At 58.3% G+C, this 26,300-nt stretch carries 34 protein-coding genes, 1 tRNA gene and 2 pseudogenes; 21 read left to right on the top strand and 16 right to left on the bottom strand.

The features are described 5' to 3' along the window. Positions 1-59 precede the first annotated feature (59 nt). From nthA to AAFN47_RS12710, 5 genes are all read left to right on the top strand, one after another. Positions 60-677, top strand: coding sequence for a nitrile hydratase subunit alpha (gene nthA / locus AAFN47_RS12730; RefSeq protein ID WP_499809613.1), 618 nt, complete (start codon positions 60-62; stop codon positions 675-677). Then, on the top strand, positions 674-1,327 hold the full coding sequence (nthB, locus tag AAFN47_RS12725; RefSeq protein ID WP_499809612.1) for a nitrile hydratase subunit beta: 654 nt from the start codon (positions 674-676) through the stop codon (positions 1,325-1,327). Before nthA ends, nthB begins: the two co-directional genes overlap by 4 nt. After that, positions 1,314-1,658, top strand: a complete 345-nt coding sequence (locus AAFN47_RS12720; RefSeq protein WP_499809611.1) for a nitrile hydratase accessory protein — start codon at positions 1,314-1,316, stop codon at positions 1,656-1,658. The genes nthB and AAFN47_RS12720 overlap by 14 nt, the downstream gene beginning before the upstream one ends. Next, positions 1,658-2,479 carry a thioesterase family protein gene (locus AAFN47_RS12715; protein WP_499809610.1) on the top strand — a complete coding sequence of 274 codons (822 nt, stop codon included), beginning with the start codon at positions 1,658-1,660 and terminating at the stop codon, positions 2,477-2,479. Before AAFN47_RS12720 ends, AAFN47_RS12715 begins: the two co-directional genes overlap by 1 nt. 499 nt (positions 2,480-2,978) lie before the next feature. Further along, complete coding sequence (locus AAFN47_RS12710) at positions 2,979-4,106, top strand: ATP-dependent DNA helicase (protein WP_499809609.1); 1,128 nt, start codon at positions 2,979-2,981, stop codon at positions 4,104-4,106. A 137-nt stretch (positions 4,107-4,243) separates the two neighbouring features. Here the strand turns inward: AAFN47_RS12710 and AAFN47_RS12705 are convergent, their stop codons facing one another. Continuing rightward, complete coding sequence (locus tag AAFN47_RS12705; protein WP_499809608.1) at positions 4,244-4,534, bottom strand: SpoIIAA family protein; 291 nt, start codon at positions 4,532-4,534, stop codon at positions 4,244-4,246. Between the two features lie 174 nt (positions 4,535-4,708). On the opposite strand from AAFN47_RS12705, the gene AAFN47_RS12700 reads away from it, so the two are divergent. Next, positions 4,709-5,473, top strand: coding sequence for a pyridoxine 5'-phosphate synthase (locus tag AAFN47_RS12700; protein WP_499809607.1), 765 nt, complete (start codon positions 4,709-4,711; stop codon positions 5,471-5,473). Positions 5,474-5,491: 18 nt separating this feature from the next. Here AAFN47_RS12700 and AAFN47_RS12695 read toward each other — a convergent pair whose 3' ends face one another. The 4 genes from AAFN47_RS12695 to AAFN47_RS12680 all read right to left on the bottom strand — a co-directional run bounded on the left by AAFN47_RS12695 (position 5,492) and on the right by AAFN47_RS12680 (position 7,721). Continuing rightward, a complete protein-coding gene (locus AAFN47_RS12695; RefSeq protein WP_499809606.1) occupies positions 5,492-6,040 on the bottom strand; it encodes a GNAT family N-acetyltransferase in 549 nt (182 codons plus the stop codon). A gap of 133 nt (positions 6,041-6,173) precedes the next feature. Continuing rightward, positions 6,174-6,752: an outer membrane protein gene (locus AAFN47_RS12690; protein ID WP_499809605.1), complete on the bottom strand. Its 579-nt coding sequence runs from the start codon at positions 6,750-6,752 to the stop codon at positions 6,174-6,176. Positions 6,753-6,927: 175 nt separating this feature from the next. Beyond that, on the bottom strand, positions 6,928-7,515 hold the full coding sequence (locus tag AAFN47_RS12685; RefSeq protein WP_499809604.1) for a YdeI/OmpD-associated family protein: 588 nt from the start codon (positions 7,513-7,515) through the stop codon (positions 6,928-6,930). Further along, positions 7,512-7,721 (bottom strand): SEC-C metal-binding domain-containing protein, encoded by a 210-nt coding sequence (locus AAFN47_RS12680; protein WP_499809603.1) that lies wholly within the window; start codon positions 7,719-7,721, stop codon positions 7,512-7,514. Before AAFN47_RS12680 ends, AAFN47_RS12685 begins: the two co-directional genes overlap by 4 nt. Positions 7,722-8,201: 480 nt before the next feature. On the opposite strand from AAFN47_RS12680, the gene AAFN47_RS12675 reads away from it, so the two are divergent. Next, positions 8,202-8,849, top strand: a complete 648-nt coding sequence (locus tag AAFN47_RS12675; protein WP_499809602.1) for a glutathione S-transferase family protein — start codon at positions 8,202-8,204, stop codon at positions 8,847-8,849. Positions 8,850-8,935: 86 nt separating this feature from the next. On the opposite strand, the gene AAFN47_RS12670 is transcribed toward AAFN47_RS12675, so the two are convergent. The 3 genes and pseudogenes from AAFN47_RS12670 to AAFN47_RS12660 all read right to left on the bottom strand — a co-directional run. Then, positions 8,936-9,352: a GFA family protein gene (locus AAFN47_RS12670; protein ID WP_499809601.1), complete on the bottom strand. Its 417-nt coding sequence runs from the start codon at positions 9,350-9,352 to the stop codon at positions 8,936-8,938. 20 nt (positions 9,353-9,372) lie between these two features. Further along, positions 9,373-9,759, bottom strand: a pseudogene (locus AAFN47_RS12665) (SRPBCC family protein); the annotation flags it as partial. A gap of 60 nt (positions 9,760-9,819) precedes the next feature. After that, a pseudogene (locus tag AAFN47_RS12660) lies at positions 9,820-10,131 on the bottom strand (ArsR/SmtB family transcription factor); the annotation flags it as partial. A gap of 188 nt (positions 10,132-10,319) precedes the next feature. Here AAFN47_RS12660 and AAFN47_RS12655 point away from each other — a divergent pair. The 7 genes from AAFN47_RS12655 to AAFN47_RS12625 all read left to right on the top strand — a co-directional run bounded on the left by AAFN47_RS12655 (position 10,320) and on the right by AAFN47_RS12625 (position 15,312). Continuing rightward, on the top strand, positions 10,320-11,006 hold the full coding sequence (locus AAFN47_RS12655) for a TetR/AcrR family transcriptional regulator (RefSeq protein WP_499809600.1): 687 nt from the start codon (positions 10,320-10,322) through the stop codon (positions 11,004-11,006). A gap of 20 nt (positions 11,007-11,026) precedes the next feature. Beyond that, a complete protein-coding gene (gene ilvC, locus AAFN47_RS12650) occupies positions 11,027-12,046 on the top strand; it encodes a ketol-acid reductoisomerase (RefSeq protein WP_499809599.1) in 1,020 nt (339 codons plus the stop codon). 126 nt (positions 12,047-12,172) lie between these two features. After that, positions 12,173-13,282 carry an endonuclease/exonuclease/phosphatase family protein gene (locus AAFN47_RS12645; protein ID WP_499809598.1) on the top strand — a complete coding sequence of 370 codons (1,110 nt, stop codon included), beginning with the start codon at positions 12,173-12,175 and terminating at the stop codon, positions 13,280-13,282. Between the two features lie 84 nt (positions 13,283-13,366). Continuing rightward, positions 13,367-14,287, top strand: coding sequence for a PhzF family phenazine biosynthesis protein (locus AAFN47_RS12640; RefSeq protein WP_499809597.1), 921 nt, complete (start codon positions 13,367-13,369; stop codon positions 14,285-14,287). A 92-nt stretch (positions 14,288-14,379) separates the two neighbouring features. After that, positions 14,380-14,455: transfer RNA gene (locus AAFN47_RS12635), tRNA-Lys, on the top strand. 41 nt (positions 14,456-14,496) lie between these two features. Next, positions 14,497-14,898: a hypothetical protein gene (locus AAFN47_RS12630; RefSeq protein WP_499809596.1), complete on the top strand. Its 402-nt coding sequence runs from the start codon at positions 14,497-14,499 to the stop codon at positions 14,896-14,898. Positions 14,899-15,027: 129 nt separating this feature from the next. Beyond that, positions 15,028-15,312: a hypothetical protein gene (locus tag AAFN47_RS12625; RefSeq protein WP_499809595.1), complete on the top strand. Its 285-nt coding sequence runs from the start codon at positions 15,028-15,030 to the stop codon at positions 15,310-15,312. 244 nt (positions 15,313-15,556) lie between these two features. Here the strand turns inward: AAFN47_RS12625 and AAFN47_RS12620 are convergent, their stop codons facing one another. The 3 genes from AAFN47_RS12620 to AAFN47_RS12610 all read right to left on the bottom strand — a co-directional run bounded on the left by AAFN47_RS12620 (position 15,557) and on the right by AAFN47_RS12610 (position 17,107). After that, positions 15,557-15,850 carry a DUF6958 family protein gene (locus AAFN47_RS12620; protein WP_499809594.1) on the bottom strand — a complete coding sequence of 98 codons (294 nt, stop codon included), beginning with the start codon at positions 15,848-15,850 and terminating at the stop codon, positions 15,557-15,559. Next, positions 15,843-16,352 (bottom strand): GFA family protein, encoded by a 510-nt coding sequence (locus tag AAFN47_RS12615; RefSeq protein ID WP_499809593.1) that lies wholly within the window; start codon positions 16,350-16,352, stop codon positions 15,843-15,845. Before AAFN47_RS12615 ends, AAFN47_RS12620 begins: the two co-directional genes overlap by 8 nt. 104 nt (positions 16,353-16,456) lie before the next feature. Then, positions 16,457-17,107 carry a TetR/AcrR family transcriptional regulator gene (locus AAFN47_RS12610; RefSeq protein ID WP_499809592.1) on the bottom strand — a complete coding sequence of 217 codons (651 nt, stop codon included), beginning with the start codon at positions 17,105-17,107 and terminating at the stop codon, positions 16,457-16,459. 236 nt (positions 17,108-17,343) lie between these two features. Here AAFN47_RS12610 and AAFN47_RS12605 point away from each other — a divergent pair, with 236 nt between their 5' ends. Next, a complete protein-coding gene (locus AAFN47_RS12605; RefSeq protein WP_499809591.1) occupies positions 17,344-17,670 on the top strand; it encodes a hypothetical protein in 327 nt (108 codons plus the stop codon). A gap of 102 nt (positions 17,671-17,772) precedes the next feature. On the opposite strand, the gene cls is transcribed toward AAFN47_RS12605, so the two are convergent. The 3 genes from cls to AAFN47_RS12590 form a co-directional block, all read right to left on the bottom strand. Continuing rightward, positions 17,773-19,203: a cardiolipin synthase gene (gene cls, locus AAFN47_RS12600; protein WP_499809590.1), complete on the bottom strand. Its 1,431-nt coding sequence runs from the start codon at positions 19,201-19,203 to the stop codon at positions 17,773-17,775. A 479-nt stretch (positions 19,204-19,682) separates the two neighbouring features. Next, positions 19,683-20,876: an HlyD family secretion protein gene (locus tag AAFN47_RS12595; RefSeq protein ID WP_499809589.1), complete on the bottom strand. Its 1,194-nt coding sequence runs from the start codon at positions 20,874-20,876 to the stop codon at positions 19,683-19,685. After that, positions 20,869-21,288, bottom strand: a complete 420-nt coding sequence (locus AAFN47_RS12590) for a hypothetical protein (protein WP_499809588.1) — start codon at positions 21,286-21,288, stop codon at positions 20,869-20,871. The genes AAFN47_RS12595 and AAFN47_RS12590 overlap by 8 nt, the downstream gene beginning before the upstream one ends. 204 nt (positions 21,289-21,492) lie before the next feature. Here AAFN47_RS12590 and AAFN47_RS12585 point away from each other — a divergent pair, with 204 nt between their 5' ends. The 3 genes from AAFN47_RS12585 to AAFN47_RS12575 are packed head-to-tail and all read left to right on the top strand — an operon-like array spanning position 21,493 to position 23,356. Further along, positions 21,493-22,116, top strand: a complete 624-nt coding sequence (locus tag AAFN47_RS12585; protein ID WP_499809587.1) for a portal protein — start codon at positions 21,493-21,495, stop codon at positions 22,114-22,116. A gap of 11 nt (positions 22,117-22,127) precedes the next feature. Continuing rightward, entirely contained in the window at positions 22,128-22,490 is a 363-nt protein-coding gene (locus AAFN47_RS12580; RefSeq protein ID WP_499809586.1) for a hypothetical protein, read from the top strand. A gap of 11 nt (positions 22,491-22,501) precedes the next feature. Next, positions 22,502-23,356, top strand: coding sequence for a hypothetical protein (locus tag AAFN47_RS12575; protein ID WP_499809585.1), 855 nt, complete (start codon positions 22,502-22,504; stop codon positions 23,354-23,356). A gap of 86 nt (positions 23,357-23,442) precedes the next feature. On the opposite strand, the gene AAFN47_RS12570 is transcribed toward AAFN47_RS12575, so the two are convergent. Then, positions 23,443-23,853, bottom strand: coding sequence for a DUF8243 domain-containing protein (locus AAFN47_RS12570; RefSeq protein ID WP_499809584.1), 411 nt, complete (start codon positions 23,851-23,853; stop codon positions 23,443-23,445). Between the two features lie 342 nt (positions 23,854-24,195). On the opposite strand from AAFN47_RS12570, the gene AAFN47_RS12565 reads away from it, so the two are divergent. From AAFN47_RS12565 to AAFN47_RS12555, 3 genes are all read left to right on the top strand, one after another. Beyond that, on the top strand, positions 24,196-24,663 hold the full coding sequence (locus AAFN47_RS12565; protein ID WP_499809583.1) for a hypothetical protein: 468 nt from the start codon (positions 24,196-24,198) through the stop codon (positions 24,661-24,663). Further along, positions 24,663-25,391 (top strand): hypothetical protein, encoded by a 729-nt coding sequence (locus AAFN47_RS12560; protein WP_499809582.1) that lies wholly within the window; start codon positions 24,663-24,665, stop codon positions 25,389-25,391. The genes AAFN47_RS12565 and AAFN47_RS12560 overlap by 1 nt, the downstream gene beginning before the upstream one ends. 225 nt (positions 25,392-25,616) lie before the next feature. After that, positions 25,617-25,769, top strand: a complete 153-nt coding sequence (locus tag AAFN47_RS12555) for a hypothetical protein (protein ID WP_499809581.1) — start codon at positions 25,617-25,619, stop codon at positions 25,767-25,769. Here the strand turns inward: AAFN47_RS12555 and tnpC are convergent. Next, positions 25,751-26,300, bottom strand: a 550-nt coding sequence (gene tnpC, locus AAFN47_RS12550) for an IS66 family transposase (protein WP_499809580.1), incomplete at its 5' end; no start/stop codon positions are given. The two genes, AAFN47_RS12555 and tnpC, sit on opposite strands and share 19 nt — an antisense overlap.

Genomic DNA, 26,300 nt, shown 5'->3' with positions numbered 1-26,300 from the left:
CATCGGCCGGAACGGCATTCTTTAATTTACTTGCACGTAAGATGCAGTAATGTCGGCGCATGACGCATGATCACGATGACGACCACGATCACGACAACGACATGGACCCGATGACGGCGCGCGTCCGCGCGCTGGAGACGCTTCTGAGCGACAAGGGGTTGATTGATCCGGCCGCCATCGACGCTATCGTCGACACCTATCAGAACAAGGTCGGACCTCGAAACGGCGCGCGCGTCGTCGCCCGCGCGTGGAGCGATCCGGAGTTTTGCGACTGGCTGAAGCGGGACGCCACCGCTGCCATCGCCTCGATGGGATTCTATGGGCGCCAGGGCGAGCACATGAAGGCGGTGTTCAATACGCCGCAGGAGCATAACCTCGTCGTCTGCACCCTGTGCTCCTGTTATCCGTGGAGCGTGCTCGGCCTGCCGCCGGTCTGGTACAAGTCGCCGCCCTACCGGTCCCGCGCCGTCATGGAGCCGCGTAGCGTGCTCGCCGAATTCGGCGCGCATTTGCCGGAAGACGTGCGTATTCGCGTGTGGGATTCGACTGCGGAGTTGCGCTATCTCGTCGTGCCGATGCGGCCGGAAGAAACGGACGGCATGACGCAAGAGCAACTGGCGGATCTGGTCACGCGCGATTCCTTGATCGGAACGGCGTTTGCGGAGGCGCCACGGTGAACGGACCGCACGATCTCGGCGGACGCATGGGCTTCGGCCCGGTGGCGCCGGAACAGGACGAGCCTGTTTTTCACGCGGCATGGGAGAAGCGGGCGCTTGGCGTCACGCTGTGCGCCGGCGCGTTGGGTCACTGGACGCTTGATGAAAGCAGGCATGCGCGCGAGTCGCTGCATCCGGCCGACTATTACGCGTCGAGTTATTACGAGATCTGGATCAAGGCGCTTGAGAATCTGCTGATGCGCCACGATTGTATCACCCGCGATGAATTGGCGACGGGTAGGGCGCAGGGCGTCGCGCATCGCGATATCCTGACAGCCGATCGCGTGCCGGCGGTTCTCGGTGCGGGCGGCCCGTGCGATCGCCCGGTTACGACGGACCCCGCCTTTGCGGTCGGCCAGCAGGTGCGCATGCGCAACCTCAATCCGCATGGCCATACACGGATACCGGGCTATGCGAAGGGCAGGCGCGGCGTCATCGATGCGGTCGCCGGCAGTTTTGTCTTTCCCGACGCCAATGCGCACGGCAAGGGCGAACAGCCGCAATGGCTCTACACGGTGACATTCACCGGCGAGGATTTGTGGGGCGAGGGCGCCGAGGCCGGACTGTCCGTGTCGGTCGACGCATGGGAGAGCTATCTTGAACTTGCATGAAGGGGCTGACACGCCTGCTTTTAAGGAGCCCTGGCAGGCCCAGGCCTTCGCCATGGTCGTCCAGCTGAACGAAAAGGGGCTTCTGGACTGGAGCGACTGGGCCGAGGCGCTGTCTGCGGAACTTGGCCGCCCTGACGCGGCAGCCGATGGCAGCGACTATTACGATTGCTGGCTTGCGGCTCTGGAGAAGCTGCTTGCTTCGAAAGGCATTGTGTCGGGATCGCAAATCGGGTCGGTCGCCGAGGCATGGCGGCGCGCCGCGCACGCCACTCCGCACGGCAGCCCGATCCTGCTTGAAAACGATCCCGGACCTGACGGGGAGACGCAATAATGGATGCAACCGTGGAACCCGGGTTTATCCTCGATCAAACGTTGACTCTGGAGCGCAGCGGCGAGGATCTCTACGCGTCGCACACCGACGACCGGTTCTGGAACATGATCGGGCCGTTCGGCGGCTGGATGGCGGCGCTGATGCTCAAGGCGGCGCTCGCCGACAACGATCCAGTGTTCGAACCGGTGGCCATGACGGTGGATTTCCTCAAGGCGCCGCCGAAGGGGCCGCTCGTTATGCGGCGTCAGTGCGACCGCGCCGGGCGCACCACGGCGTTCTGGCGCGTCGACCTCGAGACGCCTGACGGCCGGCTCTGCGCCCGGTCGCTCGTTACACTCGGCCCGCATCGAAGCACCCTTGCTTTTTCGAAGCAGCGCATGCCTGAGACATTGCCGGCTGAAGAGGCTGCCGACGGCAGCAGAACCTTCATGCCGGTGCAATGGGCGAAGCTCTATGACTGCCGCATCGTCAAGGGCAGAATGGGCGAGGGAAAGCAGGATGCGCATTCCCTCGAGTGGATCCGCGAGGCTGACGGCCGTCCGCTGGACTACCTGTCGCTGGCGGCGCTCTGCGACAGTCCGTTTCCGCGGTTGTTCATCGCCACAGGGCGAGCTTCGAGCATTTCCACCGTCACGATGACGACGTACTTTCATGTCAGCCTGAGCGAACTGGCGGGCGTCGCAGACGATTATGTGCTGTGCGACTCCGTCTGCGAGCGATCGAACGGCGGCTTTTACGATCAGCACTCGAGGTTTTTTGAAAAGCACGGGTCTCTGCTTGCGACGTCGCACCAGATGGTCTGGTATGACAGGGAATTGTGATTTCCTCCGCTGCGTGTATTAGCAATCGCTACACCGTAAACTGGTCGTGCATTCAATCAAAATGCTAAAATGTCACCCAATGCGCAGAATCCGGCTGAATTTGAAATCTTTTCTTACATTTGAATGATTGGTGATCGGACAGAGTCCGTTGTTTTGAATTATACAGCACCTCATATTCTCATCTCCAACAACCAAAGAGAGCAATTTCCCGCGCGAAAGGCTGCGAATGTATTGGGCTTCGCGATGGTTGACTGGAGTAAGGCGCGCACCCGACAACAATACGGTCTGGCGGCGTCCGCCGATGTGAACCGATCTCGTTCGGTAACCGTAATACAACAGGACAGCCTGTAAAAAGTTTCATCTGGCGACCCGTTTCGCGCCTCTCGGGTCGCCGTGAAAGGCGTCGCGCTCTTCGGAGTGCGGCGCTTTTTCCATCTCTCGGCAGGTGCGCGCGTCATTCGCGCTTGCCCTGCCGAAACGAATCTAGCCAAGTGAGGCCATGCAGTTTTCGAAAGAGCAGGACGAGGCTCTCAAATCCGTATCATCCTGGTTGAAGCGGGGCGACTCCCCGCTCTTCCGGCTCTTTGGCTACGCCGGCACCGGCAAGACGACGCTTGCCCGGCATTTTGCAGAACATATCGACGGCGACGTCCAGTTCGCAGCGTTTACCGGCAAGGCGGCGCAGGTGCTGCGCTCGAAAGGCGCGAGCAACGCCAAGACCATCCATTCGCTGATCTATCGCCCCCGCGGCGAGGAAACCGTGGAAGACGAGGAAACCGGAAAAACATCCGTATCCCCGATGTTCTCGCTGAACCGCCAGAGCCCCGTCGCCAAGGCCGCGCTGATCATCGTCGACGAATGCTCGATGGTGGACGAGGACCTCGGTCGGGATCTGATGAGCTTCGGAACGCCGATCCTCGTGCTGGGCGATCCAGGACAGCTTCCGCCGATCTCCGGCGGCGGCTATTTCACCGAACACGATCCCGATATCCTGCTGACCGAAATACACAGGCAGGCGCGCGACAACCCGATCATCGATCTGGCCATGCGCGTGCGCGAGGAAGGCGAGATCGGCTACGGCGACCTCGGCGCAGCCAAGGTCATTCACCGCTCCGACGTCACTTCCGAACTTGTGCTGCAGGCCGACCAGGTGCTGCTCGGCATCAACCGGACGCGGCGCAGATATAATCAGAGATTGCGGGAGCTGAAAGGCTTCGACGCCGCCCACCCCCAGGCGGGCGACAAGCTCGTCTGCCTTCGCAATGATCCTGCCAAGGGGCTGCTTAACGGATCGCTCTGGCAGGTCATGACCTCGTCGAAGGAAACGGTTAAACCCGGCATCAATCTCCTGGTGCGGCCGGAGGATGACGACATGGATCGCGGCGCGGCGCGCATCAAGCTCCTGAAGGCCCAGTTCGAGGATCCGGACGCGGACATCCCCTGGCAGACGAAACGGCGCTACGACGATTTCGACTATGGTTACGCGCTGACGGTCCACAAGGCGCAGGGCTCTCAATGGAACGAGGTGGTTCTGTTCGACGAGAGCTTCGCCTTTCGGGATATGCGGGAACGCTGGCTCTATACGGCGATAACCCGCGCCGCCGAGCGGCTGACGATCGTCAGGTAAAGCCGTAGCAGTGTATCAGGCCGCGCGGCGTCTGCCGACATCCTCATGCACCCATGCCCAGGCTTCATCGGCGCGCGTCTCGTCGAGATGCCGCGCTTCCATGCTGAAGAGCTGCGGGCAGAACCTGATGGCGAGGGCTACCCAGGACGGGGGCCGCCCACGACCGCATAGCGATCGACGTGGCTGAGCGCGCGCAGCCGCCCGATTAAGGACGTCTCGGAGAATGCGGAGGTCCAGTCGACGCCGTTCCAGCAGCGCATGCGCACAAGCAGGTTTATCCTGTCGAACCCCCGGTAAGCCTTGTCGAGTTCGAGGCTGATGTCGTCAAGTTCCCCGGTGCTGACATGGCCGTCCACCTCATAGGCGAAAACGTCTTCACGTTCGGTGGAAAGTCTTCTGACGGCGCGCTTTTGCTTTTCAAGCAACATGTTTTCCTCCCGCAGTCCTTTCAATACTACCTATGAGGGATGTCAGAACTATGATGGCGCGCAAACGAACAGACGGATCAGTATCACGAATATTTGCATCAACATTCCTGCCTTGAAGCCCGCTCCGGCAGAATGTAGTGAAGGCGGGCTACAACATCGCAGGACAGGTCTTTCATGACGGATGGGCACGCGACAAAACTGTCGGTCAATCTCAACGCGGTGGCGATGCTGCGCAATCGCCGCGACCTACCCTGGCCGAGCGTCACAGGTCTCGGGCGCATCGCGCTCGCCGCCGGCGCACATGGGCTGACCGTGCATCCGCGACCCGACGAACGCCATATTCGCAGAAGCGACGTTCCCGAACTCCGCGCGCTCATTGACGACGAGTTTCCCGGCGCAGAGTTCAATATTGAGGGCTATCCGAGCGAGGACTTCTTGGCGCTGGTTGAGGCCGCCGAGCCCGAACAGGCGACGCTGGTGCCCGACGATCCGGCGCAGGCGACTTCGGATCACGGCTGGGATTTCGAAAAACACGCGGAATTTCTGGCGGACGCCGTCGACCGGCTGAAGCGCGGCGGCGTTCGGGTGTCGCTATTCGCGGACCCTGATTGCGACGCTCGCGCCGTCGGCTTTGCAAAGCAGACCGGGACGGACCGCCTGGAGCTTTACACCGGGCCCTATGGCGGCTGCCACGACGCTCCTGGCCGAAGGGCGGAAGTGATCGAGCGGCTGGCCAGAACCGCGGAAGCAGCGCTGTCCGAGGGAATGGATCTGAACGCCGGTCACGACCTCACGGTCGACAATCTGCCGCCGCTGCTCGCGCGCATACCGCAGATCCGGGAAGTTTCGATCGGCCACGGCCTGACGGCGGACGCCTTGGAGCACGGCATGGCCGGCGCCGTCCGTCGTTTTCTGCGGGCCTGCGGGCATAAAGCCTGAACCGCAGCTATCGCGGTTTCAGATCTGTTCCGAACGGTGTAATTCGTGCTCCTGAGCGAGGACGCCCATGATCCAGTCGTCATGCCATTTTCCGTCGACGAAGGCAGCCTCCCGCCCCGTGCCTTCATGGCGGAAACCGCAGGCGCGATAGCATCGGATGGCCCGCTCATTATAGGCAAGAACGCGAAGGTCGATCCGGTGTAGACGCATCACGCCGAAAGCATGGTCGAGCGCGAGCATGATAGCCTTGCGCCCGATGCCCCTTCCCACAAAATCCGTCGCGAACATGCCGATAGCCAGTCGCGCATTGTGATCTGAATGCGATAGGGTGTGCAGTCGCAGATGGCCGACGGCGGCGCCATCGGCTTCAATGATTTTTGCATATGGTTGTTGCTTCAGCCACTCTACCCATCGGTGCGATGCCGCGAGTTCTGGCCGTTGAATGGATTCGCAGTCGCCCCCGTACATGCGTACGAACTCGACGGGCGGAAAATAGGAGACGTGAATCTCCGCGTCTGTCGCGACGGGTTCGCGCAAAGTCACTGCGCCAGATCTGTCGTGTGTCATCCAGGTAAGTCCCGAGGGCGCTATCGCGGATGTCTTTGCATTGATGGCGGTTGGCTACAAGGTTCAATAACGCCATCCACAAACAAAAAAGGGCGCCGCGAGGGCGCCCTTTTCTTCATTCTGTCCGCAGGGATCAGAAATTGTAGTTCAGGTTGAGCTTCAGAACATTGATGTCGGAACCGCCAGAATTGTCCGATCCGAAATCGATGTAGTTGTAGCTCGCGCCGAGCGACCAGTCTTCGACGACCATGAAGTCGATGCCGGCGCCGACTGTCCAGCCGCCTGGCGTGTCGTCGAAGCCCGGAGCGAAACCGCTCGACTTCAGGCTTGCAATCGCGCCGCCGGCCGTGCCGTAAAGCGCAACCGTGTCGTTTGCCCAACCGAGCTTGCCCTGTGCAATGCCCAGACCGTTCACATTCGACTGCGAACCGCCGACATCGACCCAGGAACCGCTGATTTCAGCGCCGAGCAGGAAGCCGGAAGGGGAGACCCAGTTGTAACCGCCCTGGCCGCCAAGCAGCCAGCCGTCTCCAGAATAGGATCCCGACTGCCAGCCGTAACCGCCATGGATACCAAGATAGAATCCATCGAACGGATTGGATTCTTCGACGATAACTACCGGCGGCGCCATCGGAGTCGTCTCGACCAGGTCCGCTGCATAGGAAGCTGTCGTAATCAGCGCTATGGCTGTTGTTGCTAGAAGTACTCTCACTTACTCATCCTCTTCGGTTACTCGCAGGTTATTTATCATCTGCGCCTGAGCCTGTTTTTTATGCAAAATGTGTCAATGTTGAGTTTACATTGAGGCAGGGCGCACGGATTCTCTGGCCCGTTGCGCTTTTGCAACAGGTATACTTTATGCGCGAACAGTAAAGAATTTCTCTCCTCTAACGTTCGGTGACGCCCTTGCCGGCCAGAATCTTGTCTCTGCTTTTATGAATGCGCGCAGTGCGGGTCTGTGATTGTTTCGCGCTCGCAAAATGGATGACATAGCCGCGGCGACGGCCTGGAGTCAGGGCGTCGAAGGCGCGTGAGAATTCGGGATCTTCACTCAAAATCTCGGTCAGTTCGTCAGGCAATTCGAGTTGATCCTTTTCGGAAAACTCTACTTTCAGGCCCTGTCGTTCGACGTCGATCGCCCTTCGGATGTATTTGACGAGACGGCCTTTGCCGTCCGCAATCTCGCTTTCACCGGTGAACCTCAACTGGCGCATGGCTTGTGAATGTTCGCCCGGACTGACGAGGACGTTTTCGTCATCCTCAAGGAGCGATCCCTTGAAAAAGCCGACGGCGCAATAATCCTTCAGGGCAAAGATGATGGCGACGTTCCCGCCGTCGAAGGCATAGCAGAGCTTGCCCCATTTGACGTTTTCCTCAAGGCCGCAATCGAGCAGAATTTCCCGCAGCAGCCTGCGCTCCGCGTTCCATTGCTCCTGCGCAAGAAGCTTGTCGATGTCCGGTTGCGTCTCACTCATGGCCTTGCCTCCTGTTCGCCGCCTCCATGATCCGGCCGCCGGCGGAATGATGAGCGCCGGCCTAACGGCGCTCCCTGAAAGTAGTGATCCCGGCCTCTGCCGTCATATCTACCGCTCTTCAGGCAGCAGCGCTTGTAGCGCTTGCCCGAGCCGCAGGGGCAGGGGTCGTTGCGACCGAGTTTTTCCTGAAGTTCGACATCGCCCATGCACCATGCGGTCGCCAGTCTTGACCCGCGTTTCGGACGGGAAGGACCTACGCCGCTTGGACATGACCTCGAAAGGAGGGGCGGTCTTCGAATGGTATGCGCTTTGACATGACAACCTCCATTGATTGGAACGAACACGCGCGGCTTATAGCGCCGACCGTGCCAGAACGCCAGCCGTCCAATTTCCCGGCGTCGGGGTGCCTTGGAACGTCTGTTGACGGACGCGCTTCAATATCTGGCCGAGCCGGAAGTCAACGCCGCCTTCAAGCGCCAGCAGCGCCTGACAGCGTAGATTCGGGTAGGTGTTTTACTGACGGCCGGGAAGGGGATGCCGGGCAAGGGGCCGGATGGTGGGAGAGTTTTCGGGCATTAGGTGAACTCAGGAAAGCAGTGAGTATGATTCTGTGCTTTGCAAGGTCGTTGGCAAACTGCAAAAACATCTACTGACAGATCGAGAATTTATCGGACTGGAGGAACGAGATGCCGACAATAACAGCATTCAAGAATTCGCCCGACAAAGGCGCAGGGTTGGCCAGAGACATACGGATTCGCTGGGCAATGGAGGAAACCGGTCAGCCTTATGATGTCAGGCTCGTTAGCTTCAAGGAGATGAAGGAGCCAGCGCACCTTGCAATACAGCCATTTGGCCAAATTCCGACCTATCAGGAGGGCGATCTCGCCATTTTTGAATCCGGCGCCATCGTTCTTCATATCTCGGAAAGTCACCGCGGCTTGCTACCGACCGACATAACTGAACGGGCGAAAGCAATCAGTTGGATGTTCGCAGCCCTGAACACCGTCGAGATACCCATCATCGAGCGCGATAATGTTAAATATTTCGAGGCCGGGAAAAGCTGGCAGAGCGAGCGATTTGAGACGGTGGATGGACGCATCAGAACAAGACTTGACCAACTCGAAGCCGCAATTGGAACGTCAGATTGGCTCGTCAGTTCGTTCAGCGCAGCCGATATTTTAATGGTCCACGCGATACGCAGGCTTGAAGGTTCGGGAATTCTTGAAAGCTATCCTGTGCTTACTGATTACATAACGCGCGCGACACATAGGCCTGCCTACAGGCGTGCCTTCGAAGCGCAACATGAAGTCTACAAGAAAGCATCATCAGCCTAGAGACAGACATGTGGTCGGTATCGGTTTGCTGTTGCGGGATTTGTAATAACGATGTCGAGCGGACCCGGTCGCTGGTTTGCCCGGCGTCAACCGGGCGGCATTCCCGCGAAGGCGGCGAGCGAGGAGTCGAGTGTATCCCATCCCGGTCCGGACGCGGTGTATGTAACCGCTGTCGGGCGAAAACGCGCCGGCTCATCCAGACTACCCGCATGGATCGCGGTGACGCCGGGCATCGCTGCGAAGGTGAGGCAGACTGGCGCGCCGCAATCCGGGCAGAATGCGTGTATTTTTTCATTGCCGCTGTCGCCGGCGATGCGCCAGGTCTTCGGCTTGCCCGTGACAGTCACAGCGTCGTCGCCTGCGAATACCAGATAGGAGCCATGGCCGCCGCCGCTGCGCATCTGGCAGTGGCGGCACTGGCAATGGCTCTGGGCGACGGGTTCGCCCTTGGCCACATAGCGGATGGCTCCGCAGGCGCATCCACCTTCAAAAATCGTCGTCATGGTATTTTCCTTTCGCTTGATTACAGCTCCATGCCGGTTCCGGTTTCGAGAAACGATTTCATGCTGGAAAGCACCAGCGGCCAGCCCTTGCTGATCCCTGCTTCCATGCCGCTGCCGGGCTGGAGCTGGTCATGCGTCACCGTCAGCTTGACCATCGCGCCGCTTTCCTCGATGTCGAAGGTGACGCGACTGTACTCCTCTGGATCGTCGGCCTTCGAGACCGCAGCCCAGGTGATGACGAGCCGGCGCGGCGGATCGGATTCAACCACTTCGCCGACAAGCTCCACGGTTCTTTCGTCATTGGCGCGCACATGCTCCCATTTCGAGCCGGGCTTCCAGTCGGAAACGTTTTCGTGTCCCCAATACTGACGCGCGAGGCCCGGCTTCGTGATCGCCTCGAAGACTTTTTCTGGCGTCGTGCGGATGTAGGTCACATAGAGAAATTTCGATTTTTCAGTCATGGCGTTTTCCCTTTCGAGTTGACTCTTGATGTCGTGAAGAAGGCCAAGCCGCGCCTCTTCGAATTTCCGAACCCATCGCTCGTACACGTCGTGCAGCGGCACCGGATTGATGAAATGCAGCTTTTCGCGCCCCCGCTTCCGGGTGCTGATCAGATTCGCGTCTTCCAGAAGCCCGAGATGCTGGGTGACGGACTGGCGCGTCATGCTGAGAACGCCGCAGAGCTCGCCGAGCGTCTGGCCGTTCTGACGACGCAACTGGTCAAGCAGCGTGCGTCGCGTCGGATCTCCCAGAGCCTTGAACACCTTGTCGTCATCCATCCGTTTCTCCATTTCGGCATTATATGCAGGTTTTTGCCTGCATATCAAGACAGGCAGGTAAAAAACTGCATAATTTTTGTCTGATAGACTGCCAGATCCCACTTGACTGGAAATGCACTGGCATTTATGTCCACGGAACCGTACCGTACGGTACTCTATTGAGTGACTCGAACCGCAAGAGACTCCGCTTGTCAGACGCTCTCGTACAGGATCGTGTTTCCGACGCGCCGGACTATACACCGCGCCAGAGCGCCGTGCTGGAAGAGGCGCTGCGGCTGCTCGTCGAAGGCGGCGACAGGGCGCTGACGACGGCGGCGATTGCGCGCGCCGCCAACTGCTCCAAGGAAAGCCTTTACAAGTGGTTCGGCGATCGTGACGATCTGCTGGCCGCGATGGTTTCCTGGCAGGCCGCAAAGGTGCGGGTCCGCACCAGCAGCGACACGCCCGCCGACGGCGCCGATTTCCGGCAGCGGCTGGAGGGGTTCGCAAGCGACCTGCTGACGGTGCTTTCCGGTGACGTGTCGCTGGCGCTCAACCGGCTGGCGATCGGCCAGGCAAGCCGCGACGATTCCCGGCTTGGCGGGCTTGTGCTGAAGCGCGGGCGCGACGCCATCCGCCAGCGGGCGAGCGCGCTTCTGCGCTCCGGCCTCGACATGGGTCACCTCGAATTCACCGATATCGACCGCGCCTATCGCGCGCTCTACGGCCTCGTCGTCGGCGACCTGCATGTGCGCATGCTGCTCGGCGACGAGCCCGCCGGGGCGGATCGCGATTTTCACGGTCAGGCGCAGCGCGCCATTGCACAGTTCTTCCGTCTCTACGGAACCGCTGATCCGGAAGGGAAGCCTTCCGGCAAAAACCACAATCAACACTGATCGAAGGAAAGGAAACTGCCATGCGTGTCTATTACGATCGGGACGCCGATCTCAATCTCATCAAATCGAAGAAGGTCGCGATCATCGGCTACGGAAGCCAGGGCCGCGCCCATGCGCTCAACCTCAAGGATTCGGGCGCGCCCAATATCGTCATCGCGCTGCGCGAAGGCTCCGCCACCGCCAAGAAGGCGGAAGCTGACGGCTTCGAAGTCAAGTCCGTCGCCGACGCAGCCGCCTGGGCCGACCTGATGATGATGGCGACGCCCGACGAACTGCAGGCCGATATCTACAGGGAGCATATCGCGCCGAACATTCGCGACGGCGCGGCTATCGCATTCGCGCACGGCCTCAACGTTCATTTCGGCCTCATCGAGCCGAAGGAATCCGTCGATGTGCTGATGATTGCGCCGAAGGGCCCCGGCCACACGGTGCGCGGCGAGTACCAGAAGGGCGGCGGCGTGCCGTGCCTGATCGCCGTTCACCAGGATCCGTCGGGCAACGCCCACGATCTCGGCCTGTCCTACGCCTGCGGCGTCGGCGGCGGTCGCTCCGGCATCATCGAGACCAATTTCCGCGAAGAATGCGAGACCGACCTCTTCGGCGAGCAGGTCGTGCTCTGCGGCGGTCTGGTGGAGCTCATCCGCGCCGGTTTCGAAACGCTGGTGGAAGCCGGCTACGCCCCGGAAATGGCCTATTTCGAGTGTCTGCACGAAGTCAAGCTGATCGTCGACCTGATCTATGAAGGCGGAATCGCCAACATGAACTACTCGATCTCCAACACGGCCGAGTGGGGCGAATACGTCTCCGGTCCGCGCATCATCACCGAGGAAACCAAGGCGGAGATGAAGCGGGTCCTGAACGACATCCAGACCGGCAAGTTCACCTCGGAATGGATGCAGGAATACCGCGCCGGCGCCGCCCGCTTCAAGGGCATTCGCCGCGTCAACGACGCGCACCAGATCGAGGAAGTCGGCGAAAAGCTGCGCGGCATGATGCCGTGGATCAAGTCCAACGCGCTGGTCGACAAGACCCGCAACTGATCCGCGCTCAAGCGCATATTTGAAAGCCGCGGGGTTGGCGCCCCGCGGCTTTTTTATGTCCGAGGTTTCCCCGAACGCGCCGAGCGTTTAAGAAATAGCTCCCAGCAAACAATCGGCTCGCTTCGCATGTCGCTCCGCCTCGCCACCTTCAACATCGAAAACCTGATGAACCGGTTCGATTTCTCCGGCTTTCGCAACGAGTTGCGTCAGGACCGGGTGTTGCGGATGTTCGACATTGATTCCAAGGAAGACTATCGGGCGCTCGAACAGGCGCGCGCGATCTCCATCGCCGACGACAAGCGGCAGCTCAGCGCGCTCGCGATCGCCGAGACTCGGGCCGACATCCTCTGCCTGCAGGAGGTCGACAACATGGCCGCGCTGCAGGCCTTCGAATACGGCTATCTCTACAAGATGGTCGGCCGCGGCTATCTCAACAAATACATGGTCGAAGGCAATGATTCACGCGGCATCGACGTCGCCGTGATGATGCGCGAGGAGACCCGCGACGGGCAGAAGATTGAATTTCGCAACATGCAGAGCCACGCGCATCTGACCTATGGCGAGCTTGGCTTGTTCACGCCGGAAATCGCCGAGACCAATGTCGAGGACGACTTCGTCTTCCGGCGCGATTGTCTGGAGATCGACGTGACGGTTGGCGGGCGGCCGCTGACGCTGTACGTCGTTCATCTGAAATCGATGGGTTCGCCGCGCGCCGGGCTCGACGGCCGCACGGCCAGCATGCCGGTGCGCCGGGCTGAGGCGCTCGCCATCCGCCATATCATCGAACAACGCTTCGGCGCACAGCGCGCCGCCTCGAAACGCTGGGCGATCTGTGGCGATTTCAACGACTATGGCGAACGCGTCGTGATCGGCGGCGATGGCGTTGACGGCTACAGCTTCACGCCGGTCAAGGAAGAGACCAGCGCGCTGGATGTGCTGACAGCAGACTGCTTTGCGGAAAACATCGTCGAGCGTTTGCCGGAGATGGACCGCTGGACGCTTTATCACACGCGCGGACCGCAAGAGCGGCATCTGTGCCAGCTCGACTATATCCTGCTGTCGTCGTCGCTCGCCGCGCGCAACGCCCAGCAGGTTCCGGAGATCGTACGCGCCGGCCAGCCGCACCGAACGATCTTTCCGCCTGACCAGGAGGTCGAGCGCTATCCGCGCACCGGGTGGGACCGGCCGAAGGCGTCTGATCACTGTCCGGTCGTCATAAGGCTGGATATGGCCTGATTGGCGCGGTCCGCTTCCTTGTGCGCCCCTGGCAATTCGGCTATGCCACAAGGTCTCCAACACGTGCAGGGGTGGCGACGGACAATGGCGAGAGACTATGCAATCTACGATGTGTTCACCGACAGGGTTTTGACCGGGAATCCGCTTGCCGTCGTCTTTGACGGCGAGGGGCTTTCGGACGAGGCGATGCAGAAGGTCGCGGCGGAATTCAACCTTTCGGAGACCGTCTTCGTCCTGCCTGCGGAACAATCGGCGCATTCGGCGAAGCTGCGCATCTTCACCCCGGCGCGCGAGCTTCCCTTCGCAGGCCATCCCACCGTCGGCGCGGCGATTGCGCTTGCCGAACGCCAGACGGGCGGGGAAGGGGCCGATCTCGACGTGATGGCCGTGTTCGAGGAAAAGGTCGGGCCCGTGCGCTGCGTCACGCGGCTTGAAAAGAACGGATGCAGCTTTGCCGAATTCGATCTGCCGAGATTGTCCGAGCCGGTTCGCGCCGAACCCGACCGGGAGGCGGTGGCGATTGCCTTGGGTCTAAAGCCGCAGGATATCGGCTTCGAAAACCACCGCATTTCCGTGTGGGACGCGGGCGTTCCTTTCGTCATGACGCCGGTGCGTGATCTGTCCGTCGCCGCGAGCGTCGAATGCAACGCGATCCAGTGGGAGAAGCTCGCGCCGCTCGCCGGCGGCCAACTCGCCGACGCCTTCGTCTATTGCCGCGGAGGGATCGATCATGAGGCGCATTTCCATGCCCGAATGTTCGCGCCGCATGTCGGCATCGCCGAAGATCCGGCGACAGGCTCCGCCGCCGCCGCTTTCTCCGGGACGGTTCATCAGTTCGACGAGTTGCTCGACGGTCATCACGCGCTGCAGATCGAGCAGGGCGTGGAGATGGGCCGCCCCTCGAAAATCCACCTGCATCTGGAGGTGGACGAGGGCAAGATCACCCAGGGTCGCATCGGCGGCAATGCGGTCAAGGCCGCCGAAGGCGTGCTGCTCGGCGTATAGCACAACGCACAACGCCAGATTTTCTGGCGTTGGACGCTGGACAGTTCGACCGAAGCCGTTTATATGCGGCGCTCAATCCGGCGTCGGATGACGGGTGTGTAGCTCAGATGGTAGAGCAGCTGACTCTTAATCAGCGGGTCCAGGGTTCGAGTCCCTGCTCACCCACCAATAAAATCAAATAGTTAGCACATAGTGCATCGAAACAGACCGTGAACATGGGGCGCTCCTACATGGAGGCGGCGGGTCTCGACAGCAAAGCCGCGAGCGAGGCGCTGACCAACAGCCTTGCGTTCGCGAAGGGCATGGGCGAGCAGCTCAAGGGCGTTCCGGACGCGATGAAGGATCAGGTGGCGGCGACGCTGCTGGATCTCACCAACACGGCCGCCGGCAACTTCCTGCTGCAGGGGCTATCCGCGCGGCTGCAGGAGAACGGCATCCGCATCAGCGGCGAAGGCGGCCAGCAGGGAGCGTTGACAAAGGACGATCTGAAGAGGCTCGACAGCGACCCGCGTATTGACCCGCGCAACCGCGAGCATCCGGACCGGGACCAGCGCTACGACGAGGATTTACGGAGGCGGTACGACGCGGCCTATGCGCATCATTTTGGGTAGGTAAGCCCCGTTGATCGTTCCGCATTTCTTCAATTGGTTGCACGATGGCAATCGATATGAAAGTTTCTTACGCCGATCGAATGCGATTTATCTCTTCCGAAATAGGTTTGCCTGTCTTGAGGGCCACGAATGTTTGAGATCATAAAAAATCCAAAAGTCACTTATGTAATGGCGCCAACCTTGGGATTGTTGTTCGCCATTCATTCCTATTTACGCGATGATCCGATCGAAACAGCGTTGTTCAATGTTTTTTTCGTTACGATAGTGGCGCCTGTGGTTGCAGTCTCAAGCGGTTGGCTAGCTGCAAGAATCGGGAGAAAACCGGATCAAACCTTTGTCACGCCCAACATAGGATTTACTGTCCTGGCCATCGCCGAGATTTATCAGATAATAGTTGCCTTCCAGAATACGTAGGTTGGTCGGCGACCCGCGCAATCGCGAGCATCTGGATCGGGACAAGCGCTACGACGAGGATCTGCGACGGCGGTATGATGCGGCCTATGCGCATCATTTCGGGTGAGCCTTCAAGATGGACCCTATAGTATTGCTATGCGGACATGGCTGCCTATGGTCGAAGGCGCGATCACTGTTGCATTTGCAAGGGTATCAGAAGGTCGGGCCGGTGTTCGCTGCGCGGACCACAATTCCGACGCTTAAGTCACGTCCGGTAGAGACGTACCGGGCTTCCAGCTGCGCGGGTGATTATGCCTTTCGCTTCGAGGTCAAGCTGCACAGCCTTCAGCCACCAGCCCGCCTTCGCACCCCCCGGAAATAGGTTCTGGTCCAGATGAGGCAGCAATGCCGCTTTGACCTCTGCGACTTTGATGCCGGGCGGCGCCTCCGGCAAAACGGGCAAAAGCGCTTTCCGCATCGCCTCGTATTTTGCACGGTCGAGCCGTTGGGTGCGGCCCGGTGTACTCGGATTCTCAACTTCAATCTTGTCGTCACGCATCCAGCGTTCTCCTTACATCTGCAACAGGCGGATTGCGGAATCCCATGCGCACCCAAGCCCAGAATAGCCGCGCCATGAAACCCGCAGACTGCGTGCGCGCATTGGGCAGATCGTCAGGTAGGGGATCGGGGGCATCGCGGGTCATCGTGCGGAGCGTCGGCGCGGGTGCGGTGCCATCGGGCCACCGGACGGCATAAATGCTGATCCAGTGGCCGCCCTTGAACTCCAGCCACATAGGGCTGTTGCAGCATGTGGCCACGATCCGTTGCGTGTGAGCTTGCGGTTCCAGTCGGAAGGAAGCGAGATGTTCTGCGCCTCTTCGCATCGTTGCCTGGTCCTTGCGTTGAATCACGAAGCGGGTGCCTCCATTCTGCTCGGTGATTGCAGCACTCAGACGGGCAGCGGCCCTGCGGCAAGAAGTGCAGTGGCATTCGGCGGCCAATATCGGCTGGCCGACGAGTGAAAGCGCCACAGCGCCACAAGCGCAGGCAATCTCGGTCATGCGATTAAACCGTCAAACGCGGTGCGCATGGCGACGATGTCGATTTTCTTCATGCCCATCATCATAGCGGCTTGCGCACGGCCCGCCGTCTCCCGGTCGGTCAGTCATTGTGAAACTCCTGATTGGGCGACCGCATGGACGCCGAACAGACAGCGGACATAGCGATCGAGATGATCCAGAGCCTCGCGGGCAAGGTCTGGGTCGTTGCCTGCTTTGGCAAGAATGAAACCGCCCTGAATAACAGTTTGAAAATGGCGGGCAAGTGACGCTGGTGTCCATCCGTCCGGCTCGATACCACGCGCAAGGATGGCTGCGGCGATATCGGCCTCGAGCGTTTCGGCATGACCAAAAATGCTGGCGCCGGCCGCATCGCGTATCTCCGGCGCTGTTGAATGAACTTCTTGTGCCAGGGTGCCAACCAGGCAGGTGAAATCCGGTATGTTGTCGGTAATGATCGCGCGACGGAAGGCGATATAGGCCAAGACGCGTTCGAGCGGATCGCCTGGCGTGTGATAGGGCGCCCCCTCGAAGAAGGTGCTCGTTGTCTCGGTCCAGAAATCCGCCACGGCAACGCCGAGATCGTCCTTTGACTTGAAGTGATGAAAAAACGCCCCTTTCGTCACCCCGGCCGCATCGCAGAGTGCATCGACAGTTGTGGCGGCGAACCCCTTGGTCCTCAAGATATCGCGGGCTACTTCAAGGAGCCTGGTCCTGGCATCACCGCGTTCCGGTGTGAGTTTCGTTGGGCGTGACATAGGATATCAATACCAACCAGTTGGTATTTTGTCAATTTGAGCAGAAATCTCTTCCAGGTTGACCCCACCTCCATTCCCATAACCTAAGCTTATCAATCCAGCAGACCTGCGCAACTGGCGGCCTCCCCCGCCTGTATTTCGACAAGCAATCGCCCGGAATACCGGCGGGGCCTGCCAGCTTCTCGCGGCCTCTCCTTTCCGATGTTTCCCTGACACCGTGACATCGAGGATCAACCGTGACCATCAATGCACCCAACTGGAACACCACCCAGTACGCCAACCGCGCCATGCACATCTACCAGCAGAAGGGCAACCGTCTGCGCCCGACGATCAGCACGGCAGGCCTGATCGAAAACAACAAGACCGCCGTCTTCTGGCTTGCCGGCACATCCAGGGCCGTGAAGAAGACCCGCAACCAGCGCAACATCCCGTCGAATGCTGACTTGAATGTGAAATCGACCGAGCCGTTCGATCTCAACTACATGAACACGCTGTATGAACTTGGCTATCAGGAAGCCTTGAGCGGGAATGCATGGAGTTCGGCGCCGCCGGGTTATACATAATAGGCAGTTTTTGAGGACTATGTTGGCTGAAATTAATCCGGTTTTTCCCGGGAACGCGCGCTGTTCGGCATAAGGGCTTTTGGCGAAGGCGCCCAAGCCCTTTCAAAGAATCGGGCTGGTGACTGCAACCGCATTATACCAGAGCTGTCGGCGCCAGGGCCAGGACTGCACCTCGGCAAGTGTTACTTCAACGCTATCAGCCACATACTCCATCTGGCGCGCGCGCATGTCGGCTGTGAGCGCTTCGTCTTGCAGCAATATGTTGTTCTCATAGTTCAGGTCAAAGCTTCGTCTATCCATGTTCGCTGAACCTATTAGCGTGACGTCATCATCAATGGTCATTGATTTCGTGTGCAGCAGTCCTGGTTTATATTCGAATATCCGAACCCCGGAAGCCAGCAAATCCCTGTAGTAGCTTCTTGCGGTGGCGCCGACAGCGAAATCGTCATTGTGACGGGGCACAATGATCGTTGTATCCACGCCTCTCAACGCCGCCGAGGCGAGGGCGCTTTGAACCGTTTCATTCGGGACATAGTACGGAGTGGAAATGACAAGGCGTTTTCTGGCCGCATACATGCAGGAGGCGAACATTTCAGGCATGGCGGAGGATCGCATGGTTGGACCCGTCGCGATGACCTGAGCCGGAAATCCGGTTCCGGCGTCATTCATGGGTTCAAGCAGAACATCCGTGATGTCCTCATCGGTGCTGGACATCCAGTCGGTCGCGAACACGTGCTGGTTCGCCCGCGCAACAGGCCCTTCGAAACGCATCACAGCGTCAACCCATGGCGCATATTTCGCTTTCGGCAAAAAAGCAGGATCGGCGCAATTCTGGCTTCCGCAAAATGTCACTGAATTGTCGATGACCAGAATCTTGCGGTGGTTTCGCAGATCGATCCGGCCGCCAATGATCCTCAGAATCAGATGGCCGATTTTCAGGGCGCGTCCGAGCTTGATTCCAGCCGATTCCATGTCCTGCCAGTGCGAACTGCGGATAAGCGTGCGAGAACCGAGATCGTCAACCATTGCGCGAACTGTCACGCCGCGGCGTGCGGCGCGCTTCAACGCATCGACCATTTTGAGACCGTTGTTGTCCGGCAGCCAGATGTAGAACATCAGGTGCACATGCCGTTGTGCCACATCGATATCGGCTACCATTCGTTCGATCGTCGCGTCGGAGTCGGCCATGAGTTCGGCCCGGTTGCCCCCGACGGCGTCATAACCGGAAATGGATCGACCTACGCTCACCAGCGGCTCCATCTGGGAACTGAGGGTGGCAGATGAGATCGCCATTTTCATGCCTTCGATGCGATGCAGTTGAGGCAAGCTCTCCATGATTTGTCGGACGCGTTTGGTGCGCTTCGCGCCAATATTGGTCTCACCGAAAAGCAAATAGATAATGTTACCGACGCCCGGTAGAGCGAAAATCACTGTGAGCCAGGCGAGCCGTGAGGCGGGCGTGCGATTGGATCGCAACAATATACGAATCGCAACGATGAATATGAAAACGTAACTCAGAATGATCCAGATCATTATCTTGCGCCTTTATAGCCCACTTCCGCCATTCTTCGACAAAAGCTGGCGGCCGAGTGAAGTTGTGCTACAGGAATAGAAACTAGACTACGCTGGCCTGCGACAAGCAGGCCAGCGAGTGCGTATATGTGATGCGAGCTTACCAGCTATTGGTCTGAGTTGATCACTCAGCAAGTGCCGGATGATCGCGCTTCAAAAGGTCGTTTGGGTAACTTGAATAGCCAGCCCAAAAGAGGCGTGCGCTCCACCACTCGCTCCGGCTCTCAAGCCTCACCCCTGCGCCACCTCCATTCTCGGGGATTAAAGCGATTCCCCGCGATTCCAAACACTGAACGACGACTTGTCGGGTGGCGTGCTGCGCCACACGCGTAGCAAGCTCAAAGTCCATGATGATGCGGACATTTATTGCGTGCGCATCTACTAATTTCCCTTGAGAAGCCCTCGGCAATGTTCGTTGCAGGGTATTGTGAACGCCAGAGTCAATGTTCGCCACCGCCCAGTCCAACGCCGACAACCAGCACACCCCAGATCTTAGTGCGCAGAAGGAAGGCCTTGATGGCGCCAGTTGCTGCGATGATGTGGCCGAAGGCACCATGCATGTTGTTGGTGTAGGTCTGGACAATGCAGCCTGTGCCGTCAAGCAGCATGTCGCGGTGTTCCGCATGCTCAATCTCGAAAATCGTCAGCACAGACCCACGTTCAATCCGGGTTCCGATTTCGACCAGTCCCGCCTCCGGCGTTACCTGACCCGCGGCGACGGCCGGTTGTATTGCGTAGATCCTGGCCGGGATGACGGAGTTCTTCATGGCAATATTGGAATTGCTGTCGCAGGCAATTTCAGCCGGCATTCCCTCGTGCAGGACGTCATAGGCGACTTGGGAAAACCCGGCGACGACTCTGGTCGGCTCTTCCGCGACCCGATCTGGAATAATTATCATTGCCGGATTACGCACAAACTGGGAGGCAGGACTGCCGACACTGAGTAGCATCTGGGTCACCGTACCGTCTGAAAAGGCCTCTACCCGTGTCCTTTCTAACTGAACCTTTGCCGCCTCAACGGCTGCTTCCGCCGATTTGCGAGCAGCAGGCAACACGTCAGTCAACTCGGTCTGCGCCTGCTTCACTTGTGCCTGCGCGGCGTCCAGTGAAAATTTGGCAGTGTCCAGTGCCGTGCTCAATTTTCTCGCCGCATCTGCCGTGCCGACTTTCTTGCGAAGCAATTCCTCGGCACTAGCAAGGTCCACGGTGAGCTGCTTTATCTGGGCGTTGGCCGCTTCGACATTCGCTTGTGCGACCTCTACTGCACTTTTTGCTTTAGCTTCTTGGGCGTCAATGTTTTCAAATTCAGCCGTCGCCTGTTTGAGCGCGGCCTGCTGCGCGGAATCTTCAATTTCAAAAAGAAGATCGCCGGCCTTAACCCGCTGCTCGTTTCCTACGTGAATGCGAGTGACGGGGCCGCCCGTCTGGGCAACAACGGACACGGTGCGAAACGGCACGATTCCGGTATATGATTTCGGGTGATAGTAAAAAATTGCGAGGAACAGAAAGAATGCCATCAGCAGCCACAGAAAAACGGCTGTCTTCATGTTTGACACCGTCATCGCCTCTCCTCGACGACGCAATTGGTAATACCTAATGACAGCGGGAAACGAGGTGAAAAGGAGTTCAAGCATCCGTCACGCCCCCTGCTGCGGGCGATGTTTCGACATCATTGGCATGAGGCTCTGCGACGGAATCAGTATTCTGCTTGATTGCATTTCTCATCGATTGCGCATGCATAAAATCGGCCATCAACGCAACCAGAATGGCGCTCACGGGCAGCAGAATATGGAAATGATCCAGCGGGAAAATTTCATACAGCAGCGCAACAGCCAGCATCGTCGGAATCGTCCTGGCAAGCGGTGTACCTTTGGATTTGTTCTCGGCCCAATGATCAAATTTCGCGTAGAGAACAATTACAAGATAGATAGCGAGCGCTATGACCGCAATGGCTATCCAGGCCATCCAGTCCGTGGCGGAGGGCTCCACCCACCAGAACGGAGACGGGTCGAGTGCATGATTCGATGGGGACTCGCTGTCCGACATTGGTTTTTCCATTCTGGTGCAAAGAAATGTGATTGTAGCGGCGGCAGTAACGACCTGATCTACAAAATGTCAACTGCTACACAGAGTCTTTGGCTGACGCTGCCAGAAACATGATCATCCCACCATTCTGCGCAAACACATGCGAAGTAGTTTCCGATTTCATTACATCTTTTTCAGATGCACGGATTGATACTGTGATGATTGATGTCTTCTCGGCTAAACCAGGGTGCGTCCGATTCAAACGCGCTCGGGCCTTCCGTCGCGCGCTTTCCCGATCCCCGGCTGGATCTCTCCAGCATGGTGATGAAGGACATGCAGATGGGTGTCAAAAGCACCATGATGGACCAGTCTTTGCCGCCGGACGGGGCGGCGGTGCGGTCTGCCACCGAGATCCTCGAGCGGGTCAAGCGGCTCGCTTCCGATCATCTCGGGGCCTATGGCCGGCTGGTGAAGGAAGTGGTCGTGCCTGCGGTCAAGCGGGTGATCGAGCTCGCCTACAACAAGGGCCTGCTTTCGAGCGAGATCGACATCGACCAACTCCTCGTGCGGGTGCGTGTCAAATCTCCGATCGCGCTTGCCCGCGAGGCAACGAAGATCCAGCGGATCGTGCAGTGGCTGGAGATCGTCGTTTCCATGGCCGGGGCTGTCGGCCAGCCGGGCGTGGCGCGCTACGTCGCGAAGATCGAGGAGGCCTTGACCGACATCGGCCGGCGTCTCGGCGTCGACGAGGCCTTCATCGTCTCGGTCGAGGAGCGTGAGAAGCTGAAACAGCAGGATCAGCAACAGGCGCTCGCGCTTGCCGCCGGCGCTGCCGGCGCGGCCGCCTGAAGGGAGACGGGATGCAGGATTTCGAGACCATCGTCAGCAGCGCCGCCCGTGGAGGCTGGGATTGGTTCAACCAGATCGCCGATCCAGCGGTCAGAAAGAAGCTCGATGTCGAGCAGGCGCGCAATGAGGAAGAGGCGAAAGCGATCTCCCGCGCCTGGGCGGATTTTGCGGCAAGCCCGGAGGGGCGGAAGGCCCTCGACCGGCTGTTCGATACGACGCTGCGCCGCACGGTCTGGTTCGTCAATCTCGGCGGCGACATGCAGGCGATGGCCGCCTTCGGCTGTTTCCGCGAAGGCCAGAATGCGCTTGCGCAGGAGATTGCCCGCCAGATCGCCATCGGACGCGGTGAACAGTCCAAACCCAGAGACAGCTGAAAGGAACCACGATGCGGACTTTGCTTGAACGATACCGACCATTTTTCGAAGGCGAGGGCCTCGGCGGCGGTGAGGGTGGCGCGGACGAAGGTGCTGGCGGCGAGAACAACGCGCCGGCCTTCACGGTGCCTGACGGCTTTCCGGACCAGTTCCGGGGCGAGACGGCCGACGAGACGATCGGCAAGCTGTTCGGCGGCTATCAGGAAGTCCACACAAGGGCGGAGGGCTTGAGAACCAAGCTTGCGCAGACGCCGGCGGCGCCCGACAGCCCGGACGCCTACACCTTCGAGCCATCCGAAAGGACGAAGCCGTATTTCGGCGACGTCAACAACGATCCGATGTTCGGTATTGCGCGAAAGGCCGCGCACGAGGCCGGCATTTCGCAGGAAGGATTTTCGAACTTCCTCGAGGCGGTCTATGGCGGCGCGATCGAGGGCGGGCTGCTGAACGAACCCTACAGCGCCGAAAAACAGGTGAATTCATACATGGAGGCCGCTGGTCTCGACAGCAGGGCGGCAAGCGAGGCGCTGACGAACAGCCTCGCCTTCGCCAAGGGGCTGGGCGAGCAGCTCAAGGGCGTTCCGGACGCCATGAAGGATCAGGTGTCGGCGACTCTGCTGGATCTCACCAACACGGCCGCCGGCAACTTCCTGCTGCAGGGACTATCGGCGCGGCTGCAGGAGAACGGCATCCGTATCAGCGGCGAGGGCGGCCAGCAGGGCGCGCTCACCAAGGACGATCTGAAGAAGCTCGACAGCGACCCGCGCATCGACCCGCGCAACCGCGAGCACCCGGACCGGGACAAGCGTTATGACGAGGATCTACGCAGGCGCTATGATGCGGCATATGCGCATCATTTTGGGTAACTTGTACCTCAGATGCATACTTTACGATTGTGATACGGGAGTTTCGCTACGGTAATCACGAACGTTTGGTTTTTGCTCAATACCTCTTAGGGCAGACAACACCCATAAGCAGGTAGGTCATAATGACCAATAAACCCTCCTCTTGCGATACGATGTGATGAACGACCACAACTTGAACATCTGAATGGACCTGGCTCGTTAACAAAATACTTAGAGCCAATTAGCGTATGTGCGATAAACGACGGATCGTGCCACTGCTCAACCAATGCGGTAAATATCAGGTCGTAAAAAGACAACTGCCGTCCGCAGTCACATTGCATTTTTGAAACATAGAATTTCATTCCTTCCAGTAAACCTTCGGAAAGATCAAGAATATTTTCGATTCTAGATATGTCTTCTGGGCTAGTTAAAATAGAATTATCACTATCGATTAGATTTACTTTCTTCTTTTGAAATTCTTCTTTTGTAAGAGACTCGGCGGATAGATAATTAAACATTTTTTGATGTCCTCCATTTGATCGCGTGTAGGTATATTCAGACTTTGATCTGTTGTAGGTATACGATGAAAGCTAATGATCGTTTTTGCAACCTTTTTCGTACGGTACTCGCCTGACGGTTGCTATAGGAGGTGCGTTTGCCTAGGTCGCCATTGATTGCTTTTGCGAGACGCGAACAGGTTTTAAGTAGCTCAACTCCGACCCGCAGAAGCTTGCTTTGGTTCTTTTGCAAATTGGGTACAGTGGTCCAGTCTCGGGCTGAATAGTTTTTCCAATGCGAGTTTTTTGGGTTTTCCTTGGAACCCCGTTCTTGTTAAATACTTCTAGCAGGGAGAGTAGTGGATGTACTCAACGCTCATCATGGTTGTGGCTGCAATTTGTGTTGCTTGCACATCTCTTGCTTGTGCAGCTGAGAAGGACGCCGAAGCTGCAAAGATTATGTATTCCGCGTGGCTTTGCAGTATCTATGCGGAGCTAAAGCATGATACTGCCGCACAAGATCGGCTTTTCAAACTCGGTTACCAGAATGGTAGGCAATTTATGGACGCTGCACTAGCCGGTACAATAACTAAAGAAGAGCGAAAGGCTGTTGTACCATATGTAGTCGTATTACTAATGGCTGGTCCCACACCCGAATTCGTATTGGGCCGTATCTTTGAGAGTGCTGCTCGCGATGCCTACGATGACGTCGTTGCGGAGGACCCAAACGGCATACCTTTGGATCCGGCTGACTATGTAACAAGCGACGAACTAAAAGCTTCTATAGCCACAACAAAATACATGAAGGCAAACTGCGAGATCCTCCGCTGATGGCGAGTGAAGACGGGGCGAGCATCCGTGCCATAGATATCATTTATGAGATCCTCGATGAGCTTGAAGAAGATGTAAGAAAACTCCAAGCAGACCGTCGAAAATCCGTAGAAGTTTATAATTATAACGGCATTTCGGAAGCAGTGCAGTTTCTAGATGAACTGGGGTTTTCAAATCGTTTCGGTCTGTCAGGCACGGATCTGTATAAGTTCCATCGTCTGAATGGCACCGTCAATATTAGCGTGCTTAGGCAACTCGCGTCTCGGCTGATGACTTTGATGCGAGAAGCGGAAGGAACAATTCGAAGCATAGCTGATACATCGCGCAAGACATTGGCACCAGAGGACTCTTCCTCGTCTGACCCTCCCGAAAAAGCTCTTCAAGTCGTTGCCATAGAATGGGTTAGAAATGATCGAGCTCAAAATGCCGAATTGATTGCTGAACTCACCGAATTACTGGACGAAGCTGTTTCCCGAGCCAGCAACACAAACCTGCCGCCGGATAAGGCGGCGTTTACGGAGTTCCAGCGAAAGGCATTGATCGATCTGCTAGAAACAGCACTCCAGATGCTGAAGGCGCCACTGGTTGAAAAAGGCCTATTAAAGAGACTTGGCAATGCCGCTGAAGAAGGTGCCAACACGGCCGTCAAGAAAGGTGCAGAAATTGGCTTGGGACTTGCGCTGAAGCGTGTGTTGGAACTGCTAACGCGATTTACTGATCTTCTATAATTAACCGGGTTGATGACACATTTCGAAAGTCGAGTTTACCCCACCTCTCTCCCCATAACCTGAGCCCATCATTCGGGCGGACCTGCGCAGCTGGCGGCCTCCCCCGCCTGTATTTCGACAAGCACTCTGGAGCGACTGCCCTGGCGAGATACTGGCGGGGCCTGCCAGCGTTCGCGGCCTCTCCTCTCCGATGTTTCCATGACACCGTGACATCGAGGATCAACCGTGACCACCAATGCACCCAACTGGAACACCACCCAGTACGCCAACCGCGCCATGCACATCTACCAGCAGAAGGGCAACCGTCTGCGCCCGACGATCAGCACGGCCGGGCGGATCGAAAGTAAGCGGTGCGCCGGTCACAGGGTCTTTGCGTAGTTCCAGGGAAGCAGTTCGTTGATGTCGGCCTGTTTGTGGCCCTGTGCAATTGCAGTCAGGATACCTGACAGATAGCCGTGGGGTTCGATCCCGTTGAGTTTGCATGTTTCGATCAGCGACGCGACGATTGCCCAGTTTTGAGCGCCAGCATCGTGCCCGGCGAAGAGCGCGTTTTTCCGATTAAGGGCGATTGGGCGGATGGTGCGCTCGACGGTATTGTTGTCTAACTCGATGCGGCCGTCGCTGAGGAACAGGCAGAGCCCGTCCCAGTATTTGGCGATGTATTTCAGAGCTTCTCCGGTTGGCGATTTGGCCGAGATACGGGCCCGGTTTTGGGCAAGCCAAAGCTTGAAGGCATCGATGATGGGTTTTGAGCGGTCCTGCCTTGCAGCACGGCGCTGGTCGGTGGTCTGACCGCGCAGATCTTTTTCGATGCGATAGAGTTCTTGGATTTGCGCCAAGCCTTCTTGCGCAACCGGGGCCGCGCCGGATTGGGTGAGGTCGTGTAGTTTGCGTCTTGCATGAGCCCAG

Source organism: Hoeflea sp. CAU 1731, from assembly GCF_039888615.1.
Taxonomy (GTDB): Bacteria; Pseudomonadota; Alphaproteobacteria; order Rhizobiales; family Rhizobiaceae; genus Flavimaribacter.
Note: the sequence above shows the minus strand (reverse complement) of the source record. Positions and strands in the feature narration are given on the sequence as shown.